The 17,104-nt window shown below is 43.2% G+C and carries 15 protein-coding genes; 12 read left to right on the top strand and 3 right to left on the bottom strand.

The features are described from left to right. Window positions 1-120: 120 nt before the first annotated feature. Complete coding sequence (sat, locus tag Q6344_07230; GenBank protein ID WLG12413.1) at window positions 121-1,371, top strand: sulfate adenylyltransferase; 1,251 nt, start codon at window positions 121-123, stop codon at window positions 1,369-1,371. Between the two features lie 116 nt (window positions 1,372-1,487). On the opposite strand, the gene Q6344_07225 is transcribed toward sat, so the two are convergent. Next, window positions 1,488-2,003: a hypothetical protein gene (locus tag Q6344_07225; protein ID WLG12412.1), complete on the bottom strand. Its 516-nt coding sequence runs from the start codon at window positions 2,001-2,003 to the stop codon at window positions 1,488-1,490. Window positions 2,004-2,554: 551 nt separating this feature from the next. Here Q6344_07225 and Q6344_07220 point away from each other — a divergent pair. The 5 genes from Q6344_07220 to cysA all read left to right on the top strand — a co-directional run bounded on the left by Q6344_07220 (window position 2,555) and on the right by cysA (window position 7,874). Continuing rightward, a complete protein-coding gene (locus Q6344_07220) occupies window positions 2,555-3,565 on the top strand; it encodes a sulfate ABC transporter substrate-binding protein (GenBank protein WLG15170.1) in 1,011 nt (336 codons plus the stop codon). Window positions 3,566-3,814: 249 nt separating this feature from the next. After that, window positions 3,815-4,909: a sulfate ABC transporter substrate-binding protein gene (locus tag Q6344_07215; protein ID WLG12411.1), complete on the top strand. Its 1,095-nt coding sequence runs from the start codon at window positions 3,815-3,817 to the stop codon at window positions 4,907-4,909. 282 nt (window positions 4,910-5,191) lie between these two features. Beyond that, window positions 5,192-6,076, top strand: coding sequence for a sulfate ABC transporter permease subunit CysT (gene cysT / locus Q6344_07210; GenBank protein WLG12410.1), 885 nt, complete (start codon window positions 5,192-5,194; stop codon window positions 6,074-6,076). Further along, entirely contained in the window at window positions 6,076-7,032 is a 957-nt protein-coding gene (cysW, locus tag Q6344_07205; protein ID WLG12409.1) for a sulfate ABC transporter permease subunit CysW, read from the top strand. Before cysT ends, cysW begins: the two co-directional genes overlap by 1 nt. 119 nt (window positions 7,033-7,151) lie before the next feature. Next, window positions 7,152-7,874, top strand: coding sequence for a sulfate ABC transporter ATP-binding protein (cysA, locus tag Q6344_07200; GenBank protein WLG12408.1), 723 nt, complete (start codon window positions 7,152-7,154; stop codon window positions 7,872-7,874). A gap of 72 nt (window positions 7,875-7,946) precedes the next feature. On the opposite strand, the gene Q6344_07195 is transcribed toward cysA, so the two are convergent. Continuing rightward, window positions 7,947-8,276 carry a metalloregulator ArsR/SmtB family transcription factor gene (locus Q6344_07195; GenBank protein ID WLG12407.1) on the bottom strand — a complete coding sequence of 110 codons (330 nt, stop codon included), beginning with the start codon at window positions 8,274-8,276 and terminating at the stop codon, window positions 7,947-7,949. A 378-nt stretch (window positions 8,277-8,654) separates the two neighbouring features. Here Q6344_07195 and Q6344_07190 point away from each other — a divergent pair, with 378 nt between their 5' ends. The 3 genes from Q6344_07190 (at window position 8,655) to bfr (Q6344_07180) (ending at window position 10,318) form a co-directional block, all read left to right on the top strand. After that, window positions 8,655-8,846, top strand: a complete 192-nt coding sequence (locus Q6344_07190; protein ID WLG12406.1) for a (2Fe-2S)-binding protein — start codon at window positions 8,655-8,657, stop codon at window positions 8,844-8,846. Window positions 8,847-9,282: 436 nt separating this feature from the next. Further along, window positions 9,283-9,771, top strand: coding sequence for a bacterioferritin (bfr, locus tag Q6344_07185; protein ID WLG12405.1), 489 nt, complete (start codon window positions 9,283-9,285; stop codon window positions 9,769-9,771). Window positions 9,772-9,838: 67 nt separating this feature from the next. Beyond that, window positions 9,839-10,318 (top strand): bacterioferritin, encoded by a 480-nt coding sequence (gene bfr / locus Q6344_07180; GenBank protein WLG12404.1) that lies wholly within the window; start codon window positions 9,839-9,841, stop codon window positions 10,316-10,318. Window positions 10,319-10,509: 191 nt separating this feature from the next. Here the strand turns inward: bfr (Q6344_07180) and Q6344_07175 are convergent, their stop codons facing one another. Further along, window positions 10,510-11,886 (bottom strand): DHA2 family efflux MFS transporter permease subunit, encoded by a 1,377-nt coding sequence (locus tag Q6344_07175; protein WLG12403.1) that lies wholly within the window; start codon window positions 11,884-11,886, stop codon window positions 10,510-10,512. A 355-nt stretch (window positions 11,887-12,241) separates the two neighbouring features. On the opposite strand from Q6344_07175, the gene yghU reads away from it, so the two are divergent. The 3 genes from yghU to Q6344_07160 all read left to right on the top strand — a co-directional run bounded on the left by yghU (window position 12,242) and on the right by Q6344_07160 (window position 16,978). After that, window positions 12,242-13,096 carry a glutathione-dependent disulfide-bond oxidoreductase gene (gene yghU, locus Q6344_07170; GenBank protein ID WLG12402.1) on the top strand — a complete coding sequence of 285 codons (855 nt, stop codon included), beginning with the start codon at window positions 12,242-12,244 and terminating at the stop codon, window positions 13,094-13,096. A gap of 359 nt (window positions 13,097-13,455) precedes the next feature. Continuing rightward, window positions 13,456-14,727, top strand: coding sequence for a DUF1176 domain-containing protein (locus tag Q6344_07165; GenBank protein ID WLG12401.1), 1,272 nt, complete (start codon window positions 13,456-13,458; stop codon window positions 14,725-14,727). A gap of 583 nt (window positions 14,728-15,310) precedes the next feature. Continuing rightward, window positions 15,311-16,978 (top strand): DEAD/DEAH box helicase, encoded by a 1,668-nt coding sequence (locus Q6344_07160; GenBank protein WLG12400.1) that lies wholly within the window; start codon window positions 15,311-15,313, stop codon window positions 16,976-16,978. Window positions 16,979-17,104: the final 126 nt, after the last annotated feature.

The raw sequence follows: 17,104 nt of genomic DNA, 5'->3' as shown, positions 1-17,104 counted from the left end.
TATAAACATAAATTCCTTTAAGACATATGTATATCCAAACACAGCATAAATTTTCATAACGAAAGTTAGGTAGCCTATGCTTATCAAATTTATCACTACCCATAAAGGTTATAAATCAATATGACATCTATCACCTCTAAGCAACCATCAAAACTTGTTCCGCCGCATGGCAGCACTGATCTTAAGCCACTATTGTTGAATGCTGAGGCACGCGCTCAAGCATTGAAACTTGCCAGCACATTGCCGACCATTACTTTAAGCTCACGTGAGCGTGGTGATTTAATTATGTTCGGTATTGGTGGCTTTACGCCGTTGAATGGCTTTATGAATCAAGCAGACTGGCAGGGTGTGGTTGATGATATGCGTTTGCAAAGTGGTGACAATGCGGATCTGTTTTGGCCAATTCCGATCACCTTGTCTGCACCAAAAGCGACTGCAGATAGTTTGAGTCAAGGCGATAAAGTAGCCTTGGTCGCAAAAGATGGCGAAATCATGGGTATCTTGACGGTAGAAGAAACCTATACCATCGATAAAGAGCACGAGTGTCAGCAAGTATTCACCACAACAGACCCAGAACATCCGGGCGTACAACAAGTTTTAGAGCAAGGTGAGGTCAATATTGCCGGTAGTGTCGAGGTATTGAGCGAAGGCGAGTTCCCAACGTTATATCCAGAAATCTACAAAACGCCAGCAGAAACGCGCGCTATTTTGGACGCTAAAGGCTGGAAAACAGTGGCTGCCTTCCAAACGCGTAATCCAATGCATCGCTCACATGAGTATTTGGCAAAAATTGCGATTGAGATCTGTGACGGTGTATTGATTCATTCATTGCTAGGGGCATTGAAACCTGGTGATATCCCAGCTGATGTCCGTCAAGAAGCGATCAAAACTTTGATTGATAATTACTTTAGACAAGATACGGTTATTCAAGCCGGTTATCCGCTAGATATGCGCTATGCCGGTCCACGCGAGGCATTACTGCATGCCGTATTCCGTCAAAACTATGGCTGTAGCCACTTGATTGTTGGTCGTGACCATGCTGGTGTCGGCGATTATTATGGGGCCTTTGATGCACAAACGATATTTGAACAGGTTGGTAAAGATGATTTGATTACTCAGCCGTTAAAAATCGGCTGGACGTTCTGGTGTAATGCTTGTAATGCCATGGCTTCCGACAAGACTTGCCCGCATGAAGCGTCTGAACACGTGAAAGTATCAGGTACCAAGCTGCGTAAAGCGCTATCAGAAGATGAAGAAGTACCAGACAACTTTAGCCGTCCAGAAGTACTACAAATTTTGCGTGATTATTATGCTGGTATCGCAAGAGAGGAACGTGCTGAAGTGAAATTAGTCGGTGCCTCTGCGGTGTAAACCAAGATTATCAGCATACAAATAAGTATCAAAAAAAGGTGTCAGACTTATTATCTGACACCTTTTTTTGATACTGGTTTTCAACTCCTGTTATCTAAGCTAGCGTTTGTTATCTATTAAATCTCTAAATCTGTTGTCAGCTTTTGATAGTCACCGACCAATGTGCCACCGCCCGAACAAAAATAATTCAACGCGTATTTATCTTGACTATCAATAGTCAGCTTATCATCCTTAAATTGAAAGAATGCCGTACTGTCATTCACTTTGCTTTGGAAAATAATGCCGTGCGCGTCATCTTGACCCATTAATGTCGCCTTGCCATCAAACTGGCAACTGGGCTTTTTAATATCGCTACGGGCGCGAACCTTTATGTTGATTTGCTGATCACTCTCTGCCCGTACCATGACGCCAACCCAATCATAGCCTTGCGCGCGCTTTTCATAACCTTCATCAGCATAATCTCCAACGACTGCTTGCACAGCTGGCATGACATCGGCTATAGGTTGTTTTATGGCTTGGTGATTTACGCTAGGTGTCACGTTATTACAGCCACTTAAGGCAAATAGAGCCGCCGATGTGGTGAAAAATACCGAAAAAAAGCGTGAGTGACGAGCGGCACGAGGTGGAGACATGATCATTTAAGTACCTTTGATAAAGGAGTGATTAAGAGGAATGGTCGTTATCTAAACGCAACGCCTAACAGCATGGCTGTAAGGATATTAGTTGACCACTACAAGAGATAGTATCGTTTACATAAAGGCTCGTCTATATAGTAAGCAATACCATTACTTACTCAAAAGTGTCTGCTCATAACTATAGCGCAAAATACTTAGAAAAAATAAGCCCTGTAAAATAATTAATAAAATGACTTATGCCAAGTTAATCACTCGATAAGCGCATTTGTCACTAAGCATTTGACTCACATGCTGTTAGCATATTTCTCATTATCTATAGAACCGCATCCAAAGAATTATGCGCATTAATAAGATTGTTAATGCTGTGGAAAACGCTTCTATCAACATTATCGAGAGCACCCATGCAACCAGATAACAAAAGTATTCAGCAAGTATCTAAAAATCTTCGTTTTGCGAACATACATACATTTATTGAGGATAAAGAGACACCAACGCCGCTCGCCAATATCAGTGTTAAAGTTGGTAGCGTACTAGCCTTTGCCATGCTAATGACAGGCTGTAATCCTACCAAAGCCACTCAGCAAGACGGCTCAAACGCGACGGGTGATGCAAAAAATATCAGTTTATTAAATGTCTCTTATGATGTATCACGCGATTTCTATAAAGATTATAACGTTTTATTTAGCGCAGACTATCAGCAAAAGCATTCAGACAGTCAGGTAAATATCAACCAATCACATGGTGGCTCAAGCAAACAAGCATTGTCGGTTGCCAATGGTCTGCAAGCAGATGTAGTCACTTTAAACCAAGAAAGTGATATGAATCTGTTGGTTAAAAAAGGCTTGGTTGCCTCTGACTGGCAGCAAGCATTCCCGAACAATGCGGTGCCTTATACCAGTACCATGGTGCTATTGGTGCGCGATGGTAACCCCAAAAACATCAAAGACTGGTCGGACTTGGCGCGTAACGATATAGACGTGGTGATACCAAACCCGAAAACCAGCGGCACCGCGCGTTATGCGTTTTTGGGTGCCTATGGTTACGGATTACATCAATTTAAAGAAACGGTACAAAGTCCTGCCAAAACGGATGATTTTATCAAAAAGCTACTGGCAAACGTGGTCACTTATGACAATGGGGCGCGTGCCGCAACGACCAGCTTTACTCAGCGCGGACTGGGCGATGTGCTCATCACGACCGAAAACGAAGCGCATTTAGCCGCCAAGCAATTTGCCAAAGGACAGGTCAATATCGTTTATCCCAGTTATTCTATTGTGATTGCCAACCCAGTGGCAGTCGTAACGGCAGTGACTGACAAGGGCGGCAAGACGGCAGCGGCGAATGCTTACCTAAAAGGCTTATGGGACACCCCAGTACAAGAGCTCATGGCACAGATGTATATGCGTCCCAGCAACCCACAAGTGCTGGCAGCTCACAAAGCAACCTTGCCTGATATTGAGACTTTTGAGCCGGTAGCAGTATTTGGTTCTTGGGAGCAGATTATGGACACTTTCTTTGTCGATGGTGGGCGTTTTGATCAGCTGGCAAGAGTGAAGTAGGGAGCCTTTATCAAGAGATCATCAATGGCCTGATACATGCTCAAAGTGCTCAATTTGTATGAGCCAGAGCGGGTAGTTAGTAGGGTGTCAGCGTTATGTATTAACGATACTATTTAAGTGATTGATAACCTTGTATTTATCCCTTTGTTATTCCATTTTGGCAATAACATACGCATATTCATCATTAAACATAATAAGATGGCACTGTTAGCATACTTGCATTACTTAACAGATACCTTTGAGGGATTTATGACATACGCTTTGCAATATCAACAAAAAAGTAAAAAACGTAACGTCTTGAGCATTGCAGGCGTTGCATTAACCTTGGGGCTGGCTGGCTGTAGCAATAGCGAGACAGAGACGACTGCTAATGCAGATGGCACAGTTGCCACAGAAGGTCAAAATATTGAGCTGCTGAACGTCTCTTATGATGTGGCACGTGACTTTTATAAAGACTACAACCCATTATTCGTTGAGCACTATAAAGCGGAAAATCCAAACAGCAATATTCTAATCAAGCAGTCACATGGTGGCTCAAGTAAACAAGCGCTGTCAGTTGCCAATGGTCTGCAAGCAGATGTCGCCACCATGAACCAAGGCTCTGATATTGAGCTGCTTGAGAAAAAAGGCTTGGTTGAGTCAGATTGGGAAAGTAAATTCCCAGACAATGCCGTCCCTTTTACCAGTACCATTGTATTCCTAGTCCGTAAAGACAATCCAAAAGGCATCAATGACTGGGAAGATTTGACCAAAGAAGGCGTTGAGATCGTCATGGCCAATCCAAAAGTGACGGGTAATGGTCGTTATGCGTTCCTGGGCGCTTATGGTTATGGCTTGCACGCTTTCGATAAAAACGAGACCAATGCCAAAAACTACGTGAAAGACATGCTCAAAAACGTCAAAGTTTATGAGAATGGCGGGCGCGCCGCGACCACTACTTTCGTTCAACGTGGTATCGGTGATGTCCTAGTGACTTTTGAAAATGAAGCCAACTTGGCAGCGACTGATTTCGGTGCTGGTAAAGTAGACATCGTTTATCCTAAATACTCTATTAAATCAGAAAGCCCTGTTGCGATTGTCAAGTCAGTGACAGATAAAAAAGGCACAACGGATGCCGCAAAAGCTTATCTTGACTACTTATGGAGCGAACCTGCTCAGCAGCTAGCAGCCAATCTATACTTGCGTCCTAGTGTAAAAAGCGTCCTTGATAAAAATGGTGATAAATTACCACCAATCGAAACATTCCGTCCAAATGATGCCTTTGGCACGTGGGATGAGATTATGGGTACTTACTTCAGTGATGGCGGTGTATTCGACCAGCTCGCCATTAACGCCCCGCAGTAATCACTTGCTAAGTGCATAAGAGAAGCTGCTGCGCTAGCAAATGCAGTCAGTCATACCATAGTCATGCAGAATCTTATAAAGGACATGGTCATATACGCTATGTCCTTTATACCGTAAGCATATTAATAACTACCTGATAGCGTGGTTTTATGGACGACATCATCGTTAAATGCTTTCTGTTAAGTGCTCTTTTTAAGTATCAATAGTGAAAACCCACGTGAAGCAATAACAATAAATAGTAATCATCGCTAAGTACGATTGGTTAGGCAATAGGACATCATTATGAGTGCAAAAACATCTCCTGCCAGCAAAGCCCCTGCAAAAAAAGGGTGGTTAACACGTTTGCGCCAACGCAATGTGCTGCCAGGGTTCGGCCTGAGCATGGGTATCACGGTCTTTAGCTTGTCGCTACTGGTGGTATTACCGTTTGCCATGATGGCTTATACCACGACTCAGATGGGTTGGACTGGATTCTGGGAGACGATTAGTCAGCCGCAAGTCACTGCTGCTATCAAGCTAAGCTTATGGATGTCGTTTTTAGCGATGCTCACCAATATGGTGTTTGGCACATTGGTCGCTTGGGTGCTCGTACGCTACGAGTTCTGGGGTAAGTCGCTGATTAATGCGCTAGTTGATTTACCATTTGCATTACCAACGGCGGTCACAGGTATTTCGCTTGCGACCCTTTATGCCCCTAATGGTTTGATTGGACAGTGGTTTGATAAATTTGGCATTCAGGTCGCCTTTACACCCATAGGTATTTGGTTGGCATTGGTCGTGGTCAGCTTTCCCTTTATTGTCCGTGCTGTGCAGCCTGTACTCGCTGAGCTATCGGTTGAATTTGAAGAGGCAGCCGCGGTATTGGGTGCCAATCGTTTCACGACGTTTCGCAAAGTAATTTTGCCAGAGCTGTTGCCCGCTTTACTCATGGGTGCAGGCATGATGTTTGCCCGTGCCACTGGCGAGTACGGTTCGGTTATCTTTATCGCTGGCAATATCCCCATGCAATCAGAGATTTTACCGCTCATTATTATTAGTAAACTAGAGCAGTTTGATGTTCAAGGGGCTTCTGCAGTTGCATTATTTATGCTACTGATCTCATTTGTGATCTTATTGACCATTAATATCATGCAGTGGAAACTGTCGCGCCGTGTAGGAGCTCGCTAATGCAAATATCTAATAGCTACGATTACCAAAGCAACGCAGCGACTAAAGATACGCCATGGATACGCCTTACCTTTATCGTCATCGCAGTGCTATTTATGGTCATCATGTTGGTCATTCCGTTGCTGGCTGTGTTCTATGAGGCCTTTAAAGGTGGCTGGCAGTTGTATATTGCCTCGTTGGTTGATCCAGAAGCTCTGCAAGCCATTAAGCTGACATTGATTACCGCGGCTATCGTCTTACCCATCAATATGGTGATGGGTATCGCCATCGCATGGTTAGTGACGCGCTATCAGTTTAAAGGTAAGCAGCTGGTCACCACCTTGCTTGATCTGCCATTTTCAGTATCACCCGTCGTTGCAGGTTTGATGTTTGTTTTACTATTCGGACTCAATTCCACCATTGGCGGCTGGCTTGAAAGCATGGGATTCCAAGTCATTTATGCGGTTCCAGGTATTGTATTGGCAACGCTGTTTGTTACTTTCCCTTTTGTAGCACGTGAGCTGATACCGCTGATGCAGACGCAAGGCGACTCTGAAGAGCAAGCGGCATTGACCTTGGGCGCGACTGGTTGGCAGACGTTTTGGCATGTGACGCTACCCAATATCAAATGGGCACTACTCTATGGTTTGATTTTGACCAATGCGCGGGCAATGGGTGAGTTTGGGGCGGTGAGTGTGGTATCTGGTCATATTCGCGGCGAGACCAACACCATGCCACTACTGGTTGAGATTGCTTACAATGATTATAACTTTACCGCTGCTTTTGCCTTATCGAGCCTACTAGCTGCATTGGCATTGGTGACGTTGCTTATTCAACAAGTCATGACTAAGCTACAAGAGCGCAAATTTGCCAAGTCCGAACGGCTGGCAAGTGGGCCTGAGTTACTGGTAAGTGCCAACGCTACTAAGGCTACCAATACTACTGATGCAACAACCACTGAAAGTTCGGATAAATGATAAGCAAAATTATCTACACTTGGTCTGCACAAGGGCTGGCATTAGATTTAATTTAATAATGTAAAGGCGGTAACTAAAAAATCTGCCACGATACCAAAGATATAATAAGAGAACCCATTATGAGCATCGAGATTCGCAACGTTAATAAAAAATTCGGTCAGTTTACCGCCTTAGATAATATCAATATCACCGTGCCGACTGGCAAGCTGACCACTTTGCTGGGACCATCAGGCTGTGGCAAAACGACGTTGCTACGCATTATCGCCGGCCTAGAATATGCTGACTCAGGGCAAATATTGTTTGATGAGATGGATGTGACCAATACGCCAGTACAAAAGCGCCATATTGGCTTTATGTTTCAGCATTACGCATTGTTTCGTCATAAAAATATCGCCGATAATGTTGCCTTTGGACTGACCTTGTTACCAAAGAATGAGCGACCGAGTAAGGCAGATATCAATAAACGCGTTGCCGAGCTATTAGACTTGGTGCAGCTGCCACAAGTGGCCAATGCTTATCCGCATCAATTATCAGGCGGTCAGCGTCAACGGATTGCGCTGGCACGCGCCTTAGCAGTGAAGCCAAAATTATTGTTGCTTGATGAGCCTTTTGGTGCACTCGATGCCAAAGTACGTAAAGAGCTGCGCACGTGGTTAAAGAACATTCACCATGAGCTTGGTATTACCAGTATCATGGTTACTCACGATCAAGAAGAAGCCCGCGCGGTCTCAGATGAGATCGTGGTCATGAATCAAGGGCGGGTAGAGCAGGTAGGCACATCGGAGGAGCTGATACACCAGCCAGCCAATGCGTTTATCAGTGATTTTTTAGATTTGGCATAGTGAAATTTGGTGCAGTTTTTCTATTATAACCTATAAAAAAAGACCTATTTATTGTAGGTCTTTTTTTATGGGTTATATCTCAGAAGGCTTGGATATATCAAGGTCTTTGCTAGATATTTGCTTATAAGTAATATCCAAAATCTCTTGGCACCATTCTGGCAAGTCGTCAGCGACTTCATACCACATCCACGTACCGTCGCGAACACAGCTTAAAATACCAAGTTTCTTTAAATGGTTCAAATGACGCGATATCGTTGGCTGTGGTTGATCTAGTATTTCTACCAACTCACCAACACAGCGCGATTCTTTGTTAAATAGAATTTGAAATATTTTTAAGCGCGTCGGGTCAGATAAGACTTTAAATAACTCGATAGGTCGTATCGTAAAATTATTATCAGACATAGAACAATTCCAATTGGGCTTTGTTAATAGGGGTTCAATATAACAGCAGTTATCTACAAAATCGATTAAAAAATGGGCTAAATTACAGTTCGTCGTTAATTTACTACCTTTCATCATATTCGGTTACACGCACGCTTATATTCACTTACATCAATTAACTGTGTGCAATATAACTCTACTTTGATGACTGTACTTTTATACCAATAATATATCAAATGCTATTGCAAATGATAATAGTTATCGTTATTATACATCAAGCCATAAAAATGACCGTGAATATCAAGACAAACACTCTACTCACCATTTTTATCATCAATGCACTAAATTTATGAGCAATAAAAGCAGTTACCGAATAGCGGTATTCAGAGGAGCCAGACCATGTACGTATGCATCTGTAATGACGTAAAAGAAAAGCAAATCAAAGCAGCCATTGCTTCAGGTATCGATACCCTTGACGGTCTAAAAGATACCCTCGATGTTGCGACTTGCTGTGGCTGCTGCGAACCGATGGTTAACGATTACCTAGATGAGCATCATGCGAGACTCGATGTCTTGGCTTACGCTGTTTAAGAATTATCAAACCAGAGATTTACTACCCAGCTGTTCATCACCTCATTACACCAATATCACTAGTACGCCTCGATACCACATACATTCAATATTCCGCACTTATCCTTTGGTCATTATACATAAAGGGTAAGTTGCGAGCGTCCATATAACTTTACCTATACACCTACTTCAATGATATTGAGCATCATTAGCAGCCATTGTTGCGATAAATCAGTTATTACTAAAGCTAGCTAATTATGATTCTCAATTAGCATCTTATTCTTAGTTCATAACATTACAAGCTGTACAGAGCCTATATGCTACTATATCTGTCTCACGTTGTAAGACGTTTTGTTGATTTTGATCTTTACTGATCAGTTTACCAATAGTACTATCCTTATATGGGTAATTATGAATGTAAGGTGATCTGTAAAATATAAATAGGGGAGTATAGGTTATGATAGGTAGCCCAAAAGTCATTGATTATTTGAATTTTTTGTTAGGCGGTGAGCTTGCTGCCCGTGACCAGTATTTTATTCACTCAGAAATGTATGCTGAGTGGCATTATGGCAAATTGTACGACCGTATCCATCATGAGATGGCAGATGAGACGCTACATGCCCAATCTATTATTCGCCGTATCCTAATGCTGAGCGGCACGCCAAAAATGACGGTCAATGCCATCAATATCGGCGCGACAGTTCCTGAAATGCTGCAACTTGATCTTGAGCTAGAGTATCAAGTACAACAGCACTTAAAAGACGGTATTGCTCTCTGTGAAGCAGAGCGCGATTATGTCACGCGTGAGATGTTGGTAGAACAACTAAAAGACACTGAAGAAGATCATGCGCATTGGCTTGAGCAACAGTTGCGCTTAATTGATATGATCAGTCTGCCCAATTATCTGCAAAGCCAAATGGCTGAAGTCACTCCCAATCTTGTTTAATGTCACAAAGATATGAACAATAACCATAGTATTTAGCATAAATAACGACATGAAAGGGAGAGAGATAATGAAAGGGGATAAAGAGGTTATTCGCGCTTTAAATAAAGTGCTCGGACAGTCATTGATTGCCATCAACCAGTATTTTTTACATGCGCGCATTGCGCGCCATTGGGGATTAGAAGCCCTCAATGAAAGTTTCTATAAACAATCCATCGCTGAGATGAAATGGTCTGATGAGCTGATTGCCCGGATTTTATTGCTAGGCGGTTTACCAAATTTGCAAGATTACGGTAAGATGTTCATCGGTGAAGATGTGCCAGAGATTATCGAATGCAATTTGCGCTTAGAAAAACAAAAGTTCGAGATCATTACCGATGCTATTACTCTATGTGAAACAAAGTCTGACTATGTGTCACGCCAGCTATTGGTGACGCTAAAAGATGGTAATGAAGAGTATCAAGACTGGTTAGAGACTCAAGAAGACTTGATCGAAAGCGTTGGGGTTGAGCGCTATATCCAATCACAAATGGATGATTACGCGCCTTAATGGTTCATTATTGATGCAATGAGCCGTACTGTGCTCTAAAAATGCCAGCGTGTCGTGTGGTTTATAATCACTCACATGCTGGCACTTTTATGTCTCATATTTGACAATACGTGCTATCTGCACTGCTGACAAAATCAACGCTTAATCAATATTTTTTCAAACTCTTTATTCAACATCTAAATATCAGCGGCTCAGTATAAGCCGCGCCCATCTTCGGGCTTGAGTCGTAAGAAGTATAGCCCCGAGAGAATGGTTAAGACCCCAAGTATCCAATAGGTGGTTTGAAACGCTGTCAGCGTATCCATTTGTAGGCGTTCACGTAACAGCGTCAGTACCGCTGCCCCAAAAGCAATACCAAAACTAATTGCTAACTGCTGATTGACCGCCATCAAGCTATTGCCACTACTGGTTTGAGTGCCTTCTAAATCACCGATAGTAATCGTATTCATCGCGCTGAATTGCATAGAATTACAAGCGCCCATTATGGTCAAAATAGGGATAAACCATAACCACTGTGAGGCATCGGTAAACTGTGCCAACACAATGATGAGCGTGCCCATCAAAAACGTGTTGAAGACCAGCACTTTGCGATAAGTATGACGCTGAATAATTTTACTGACCCATGGTTTAATCCCGATAGCACCGACTGCGATGGGCGCGAGTAGCCAACCTGCCTGCGACGGTGAGTATTCAAACACCACTTGCAGCAACAGCGGCAGCAAAAACGGTACGGCGCTAATACCTAAGCGCGTGAATAGGTTACCAGTGATGCCAATACGAAAGGTGCGAATGTCAAACAAACTCAAGGGGAACAACGGTGCTTGACGACGCTTGGCGTGCCAGATATAAGCGCCTATCAATAAACTGGCCACCAAACTAAGCAGCAACCCATAGAATCCGCGACCAGTCTGTGAGCCGAACTCTACAGCAAGCGTAAACCCACAAGCCGCTGCCGCAAACAATAAAAATCCTGTCCAATCAAGACGCTTGGTATCCTCAAATAGTGCGGGAACCAGTTTTTTGCCCATGATAAAGCCAAAAATACCCATCGGTATATTGATCAAAAATATCCAATGCCAACTGGTATATTGTACGATATAGCCACCTAAGACCGGCCCTACTAGTGGTGCTACCAAAGCAGGAATCACCGCAAAGTTCATGACGGTCAGCAGCTTATTGCGTGGGTAAGATTTGACCAATATTAAGCGAGCCACAGGCGTCATCATCGCCCCGCCAATACCTTGTATAACCCGTGAGCCAATCAAAAAATCCAACGTTGGTGACGCAGCACATAGCAGTGAGCCAATACAAAAGATAATAATCGCTGCCAAAAATACTCGGCGCGTGCCGTATTTATCCGCCAAAAAACCACTGATGGGAATGAATATGGCCAAAGTTAGCGCATAACTGATCACCGCCCACTGCATTTTTAATGGAGACTCACCCAGCGCCTGTGCCATCTGCGGTAATGAGGTATTTAATATAGTGGCATCCAAAATTTGCATAAATAGCGCCACCGCTAGCACATAGGGCAAGTATTTATCTTGTGTCGGGGTTAGCGTTACCATGTAAATCTCATTAGACATTCCATCATAAAATTAACAAAATAGTCTATTGACGACTAATTCGCTATACCAACCGAGTAGTATAAGAAAGACTCAATCATAATAAAAGGGAATCAAAGTAACGGCTGGCGGTTGAGGTTATAGAATTCTGTGTTTAGAGGTAATAATATTAATACTGCTTACAAGAGAGGACTTTAATGTCAGGGTTGGTTATCGTTATAGTAAACCCTCGCTAACGACTTAAATCAATAGATAAGCAGTATAGTCAATCTCATATGATTGAGATGAGATTGACTATACTGCCGAAGATATAACTAGAAGCATCAACAACATGATAAAGATAAATTGAGGATATATTATGAGTCAGGAAAATAACAAAGCTTACAATCATACCGATGGGCAAAACGATAAATATGTACCGCCAAAGGTTTGGACGCAAGACAAAGAAAACGGTGGTAAGTTTGCCAGTATCAATCGCCCAACAGCGGGTGCGCGCTATGAGAAAGCGCTGCCAGTAGGCGCTGCGCCATTACAGTTGTACTCGTTGAATACGCCAAATGGCGTCAAGGTTAATATCCTGTTAGAAGAGCTTGCCGAGATTGATGTTAAAGGTGCTGAATATGATGCCTATAAAATTGATATCTCTCAAGGAGAGCAGTTTGGTTCTGGCTTTGTAGCCATAAACCCTAACTCAAAAATTCCAGCCTTGGTTGATCATTCTGCCGATATAGCTGGCGAGCCGATAGCACTTTTTGAGTCTGGTGCTATCTTGATGTATCTGGCAGAAAAATTTGACCAATTTATGCCTTTGTCACTTGGCAAAGCACGGGCAGAGTGTTTGTCTTGGGTCATGTGGCAGATGGGCAGTGCGCCTTTTTTAGGTGGCGGCTTCGGACATTTTTATGCTTATGCACCTGAACCGCTAGAGTACCCGATCAACCGCTATACTATGGAAACCAAACGCCAGCTCGATGTGCTGGATACCCATCTAAAAGACAGCACATATATGTGTGGCAACAACGAAGCCGATTATAATATTGCGGATATGATTATTTGGGCATGGTATGGACAATTGGTGCTTGGAAAGCTTTATGACGCTGCCGAGTTCCTGCAAGTTGATGACTACAAGCATGTGAAACGTTGGGCACAGGTAATTGCTGAACGTCCAGCCGTTAAGCGTGCCGTAGACCTATCATTAAAGCCTATTGACTAAATCTGTCGATAACAGACGCATTGATAAAATCAAGGCTGATAGGCTATTTGCTTATCAGCCTTGATTTTATCCGACATCTTGCTATTCTATATCCATATATGGTTATATTAAAATAGAGATATACTTACCTGTTTACACAATGATACATTAGTACAACAGATAGAAACCTTAGTACGTTAAGATAGCTTGAGTAGCTCAAGCACATAACACCTTAATAAGTGGGTATTTGTACTGCTTATTTAATTGGCTCAATACCATTGGGATACCAGCAAGGCGAATAGAGCGACTTATAATAGACTGAGTAAATCAGACAACATATCTGATTGAAATAAGATTGACTATATTGATGGATAACGATTATGAAGGATGATAACCGTAAACGGATCAACTTCTCACGACAGGCGATGGCTAGCGAATTAACAGTTATCAATACCAAACTCAGCGCCATTCATAACGATCAACAGATAGATGCTAATCGATACTCAATATTGCAATATAAAGCCAACTTAACCACCCATCCTAAAAAAATAAAAAAGATACTCTTATTGATGATAAAAAATAAAATACGATTACCTATGTTTGCTGCTATCAGCGCAGCTTTATTTAGTACAGCGACGATGGCCAGCAATGGCGTTGAATTTACCAATCAAGACTGGCAGGTAGTCTGCGACAATACCCGTACGTGCCGGCTGGCAGGCTATCAAGCAGAAAACAATAGCGAATTTCCTATATCGGTATTGCTCATACGCCGTGCAGGCGCAAATGCTGGTGTGGATGGCAAAGTGAAGCTGGGCGGTGCTAAAGAAAGCTCAGCTAAAGCCTTGATGCAACTTGGCAATCGTCATCGTATATCATTGTTCATCAATGGTAGAGACTATGGCGAAACCAAGCCGTTTTCAACTGCAGCAGGCAATGCTGATCTGACCCCAACACAAGTCGCAGCGCTACTAGAGGCGCTGACTAAGTCAAGCAAAATTGAGCTAGTGCTACGTAACTCACGCTGGCAACTCTCTGATAAAGGGGCTAGCGCCGTCATGCTCAAAGCAGATGAAGCCCAAGGTCGAGTAGGGACGTCATCTGCCTTTGTCAATACTGATGGTGCCGCCAAATCAAATAGCACTGTATTGTCACCCAAGTCAGCACCAAAACTTCGCTTTGTGGCGCCCAATCCGAAAGCCGTCGCTAGTAACAATAGAAAGTTTGTGATGAAATCGTCGCAGCTAGCGGCGCTGATGAAAAGTACGATGAAAGATGCGGATAGTGACTGTCCCAATCTATCAGACAAATCACCATGGCGTGTGAGCCGACTGAATGGCTCACAGCTGTTGGCACAACATGATTGCTGGACAGGTGCTTATAATACTGGTGCAGGCATCTGGGTCATCAATGACAGTAGACCTTATAAACCGACATTGGTAACCACCAACGCCACTGGCTATGATAAGGGTAAAATCACTTCCGTACAAAAAGGTCGCGGCATCGGTGATTGTTTAACCAAGACTGATTGGGTATGGATAGGTAAGGCATTTGAAAAAAGCCATGAAAGTACCACAGGGCTTTGCCGTATGATTGAAGCGGGCGGTGCGTGGCAGCTGCCGACGTATGTCACCGAAGTTAAAATGGTGCGATAGCCGCCAATAATACTGCTGATTGTCTTATTACTCAGCATATTGAACAAGCACATTTATAAGTATATTTTCTTTATTTACTGAGAAATTTAATAAATAGCTACATATAATATTTTATTGTGCTATACTGCGTCGCCACGTTAGCTTAGGCTTTCGTGAATTATGAGATTGATAACATCGCCTGCGATTTTGGGTCTAGGATGACCATAAGTAATTGTTGCCGATGATTTTGTGTACTTGAATAACCTATAATGAAAATAGCAGTTATTTTTGACTCATATCTTATCTACCGAACCATAAATATGGTTTAAATTGGTTGTTATTCGCGATTATTTGCTTTGGACAAAGCATTAATAATACGCTTATATCAAACAAGGATGAGACACTCGGCACTACCACCAAAATACGTCAGACAGCACGAACGCATTTATTGTAGAGGCTCTAAGCTTTATTGACTTGGCTTCTGATTATCGACACTTACATGTGGTCCGGTAATTCTTTAATAAAGGCAGCGTGGTGAACGGTTATCAGTGGTATGCATCAAGCTTGCTGAATTTACAGCAACTTATACTTACCAAGGATTCTCATGACTGATATTTTATCTGCAATCGCCGCTGAAAACGGCATCATCGAAAACACTGACACTCCAAATACTGATACTAATAATCAAGCGGCTACTACTGACGCGACTGATGAAGATCAAATTACCTTTGCTGAACTAGACATTGCCAAGCCGATTTTGACCGCGCTTGATCGCAGTGGTTATACCAATCCAACACCTATTCAAGCACAAGCCATTCCTTTTGCACTAGCCGGTCGCGACTTATTATTGTCTGCGCAAACCGGTAGTGGTAAAACTGCGGCATTCGTTATCCCTGTACTTGACCGTTTAAGCCGTGCCACTAGCTTTGATAAATTAACTAAAGCCCTTATCTTAACGCCAACGCGTGAACTTGCTCAGCAAGTACATGATAGCGTACGTACTTATTCTAAAGATATGCGTGGTCTATTCTGCGTGCCTTTAGTTGGCGGCGCACCATACAATGGTCAGATCACTGCGTTGAAAAAAGGCGTTCAAGTTATCGTTGCGACCCCAGGTCGTCTACTTGACCATATCAATGCTGGTCGTGTTGACTTATCAAGCCTAGAAATTTTGGTACTTGATGAAGCTGACCGTATGTTAGACATGGGTTTTGCTGATGACATCAGTGACATCCTTCGTGCCGCACCAATTGATCGTCAAACGATCATGTGTTCTGCAACTTGGGATGGCCCAGTAGGTAAAATCGCTGCCAGCTTCACTAAGAACCCTGAGCGTGTATCAATCAAAGTAGAATCTGCACACATCGAAGAAAAAGTGTACTACTGTGATGATTTTGATCATAAAAACCGTTTGCTTGACAAAATCGTTTGCCAGCAAGATATGGAACAGATCATTATCTTTGCTGCTACTAAACGTAGCACTGAAAAACTGGCCAAACAGCTACAAGAAGCGGGTCATAAAGCCAGCTTCCTACATGGTGATTTGCCACAAAGCAAGCGTAACCGTATCGTTCAAGACTTGCGTAATGGTAAAGTTAAAATCTTAGTAGCGACTGACGTTGCTGCTCGTGGTCTAGATATCCCAGCTATCTCGCACGTTATTAACTATGATCTTCCACGCCAAACTGAAGATTACGTCCATCGTATCGGTCGTTGTGGTCGTGCTGGTCGTACTGGTATCGCTATCAGCTTGTGTAGCATGGATGATCGTCCACAGCTAAACGCTATCAACCGTTATTTAGATCGCAAAATGGAAGTATGTATCATCGAAGGCATGGAGCCTAAGAAGACTTATGTACCTAGCGAAAATAAAGGTAATGGTCGTGGTCGCGGTCGTGGTCGTTCAAACGGCGGCGGTGGTAATGGTCAAGGCCGTGGTCGCTCGAGCGGTGGTTATCAAGGTAATCCTGCTAATGCTCGCGGTCGTTCAAGCGACAGCGCTTCAACTGGTCAACGCGCTAGCAATGACAGCGGTTATCAAGGTAAGCCACGTGACACGTCAGGCAAGTCAAATGAGCGTTCAGGTGGCAAGCCGTATCAAGGCAAGCGCACTGGTGCTCCTAGCCGCGGCGATAGCACTGGCGTTCCACGTGGTGAGCGTGCTGCAACAGGTCGTGGTCGTCCAAGTGGCAGCCAAGGTCGCCCAGCAGGTCGTTCTGACAGCCGTGGTCAAGGTCGTCCAAACGGCGGCAACCGTGGTAACAACTCGTAATACTGTTATATTTGGTGATTAAAATTATTAATTACTTGATCGCCTAAAGATAGCACTAAAAAAGCCAGATACTCGTTATCTGGCTTTTTTGTGTTTATTCGATCGCTGCTTGCGCGTTTTTTTCGC

The organism is Psychrobacter cibarius, assembly GCA_030686115.1.
Lineage (GTDB): Bacteria > Pseudomonadota > Gammaproteobacteria > Pseudomonadales > Moraxellaceae > Psychrobacter > Psychrobacter cibarius_C.
The sequence above is the reverse complement of the archived record's forward strand: the minus strand, read 5'-3'. Positions and strand labels throughout refer to the sequence as shown.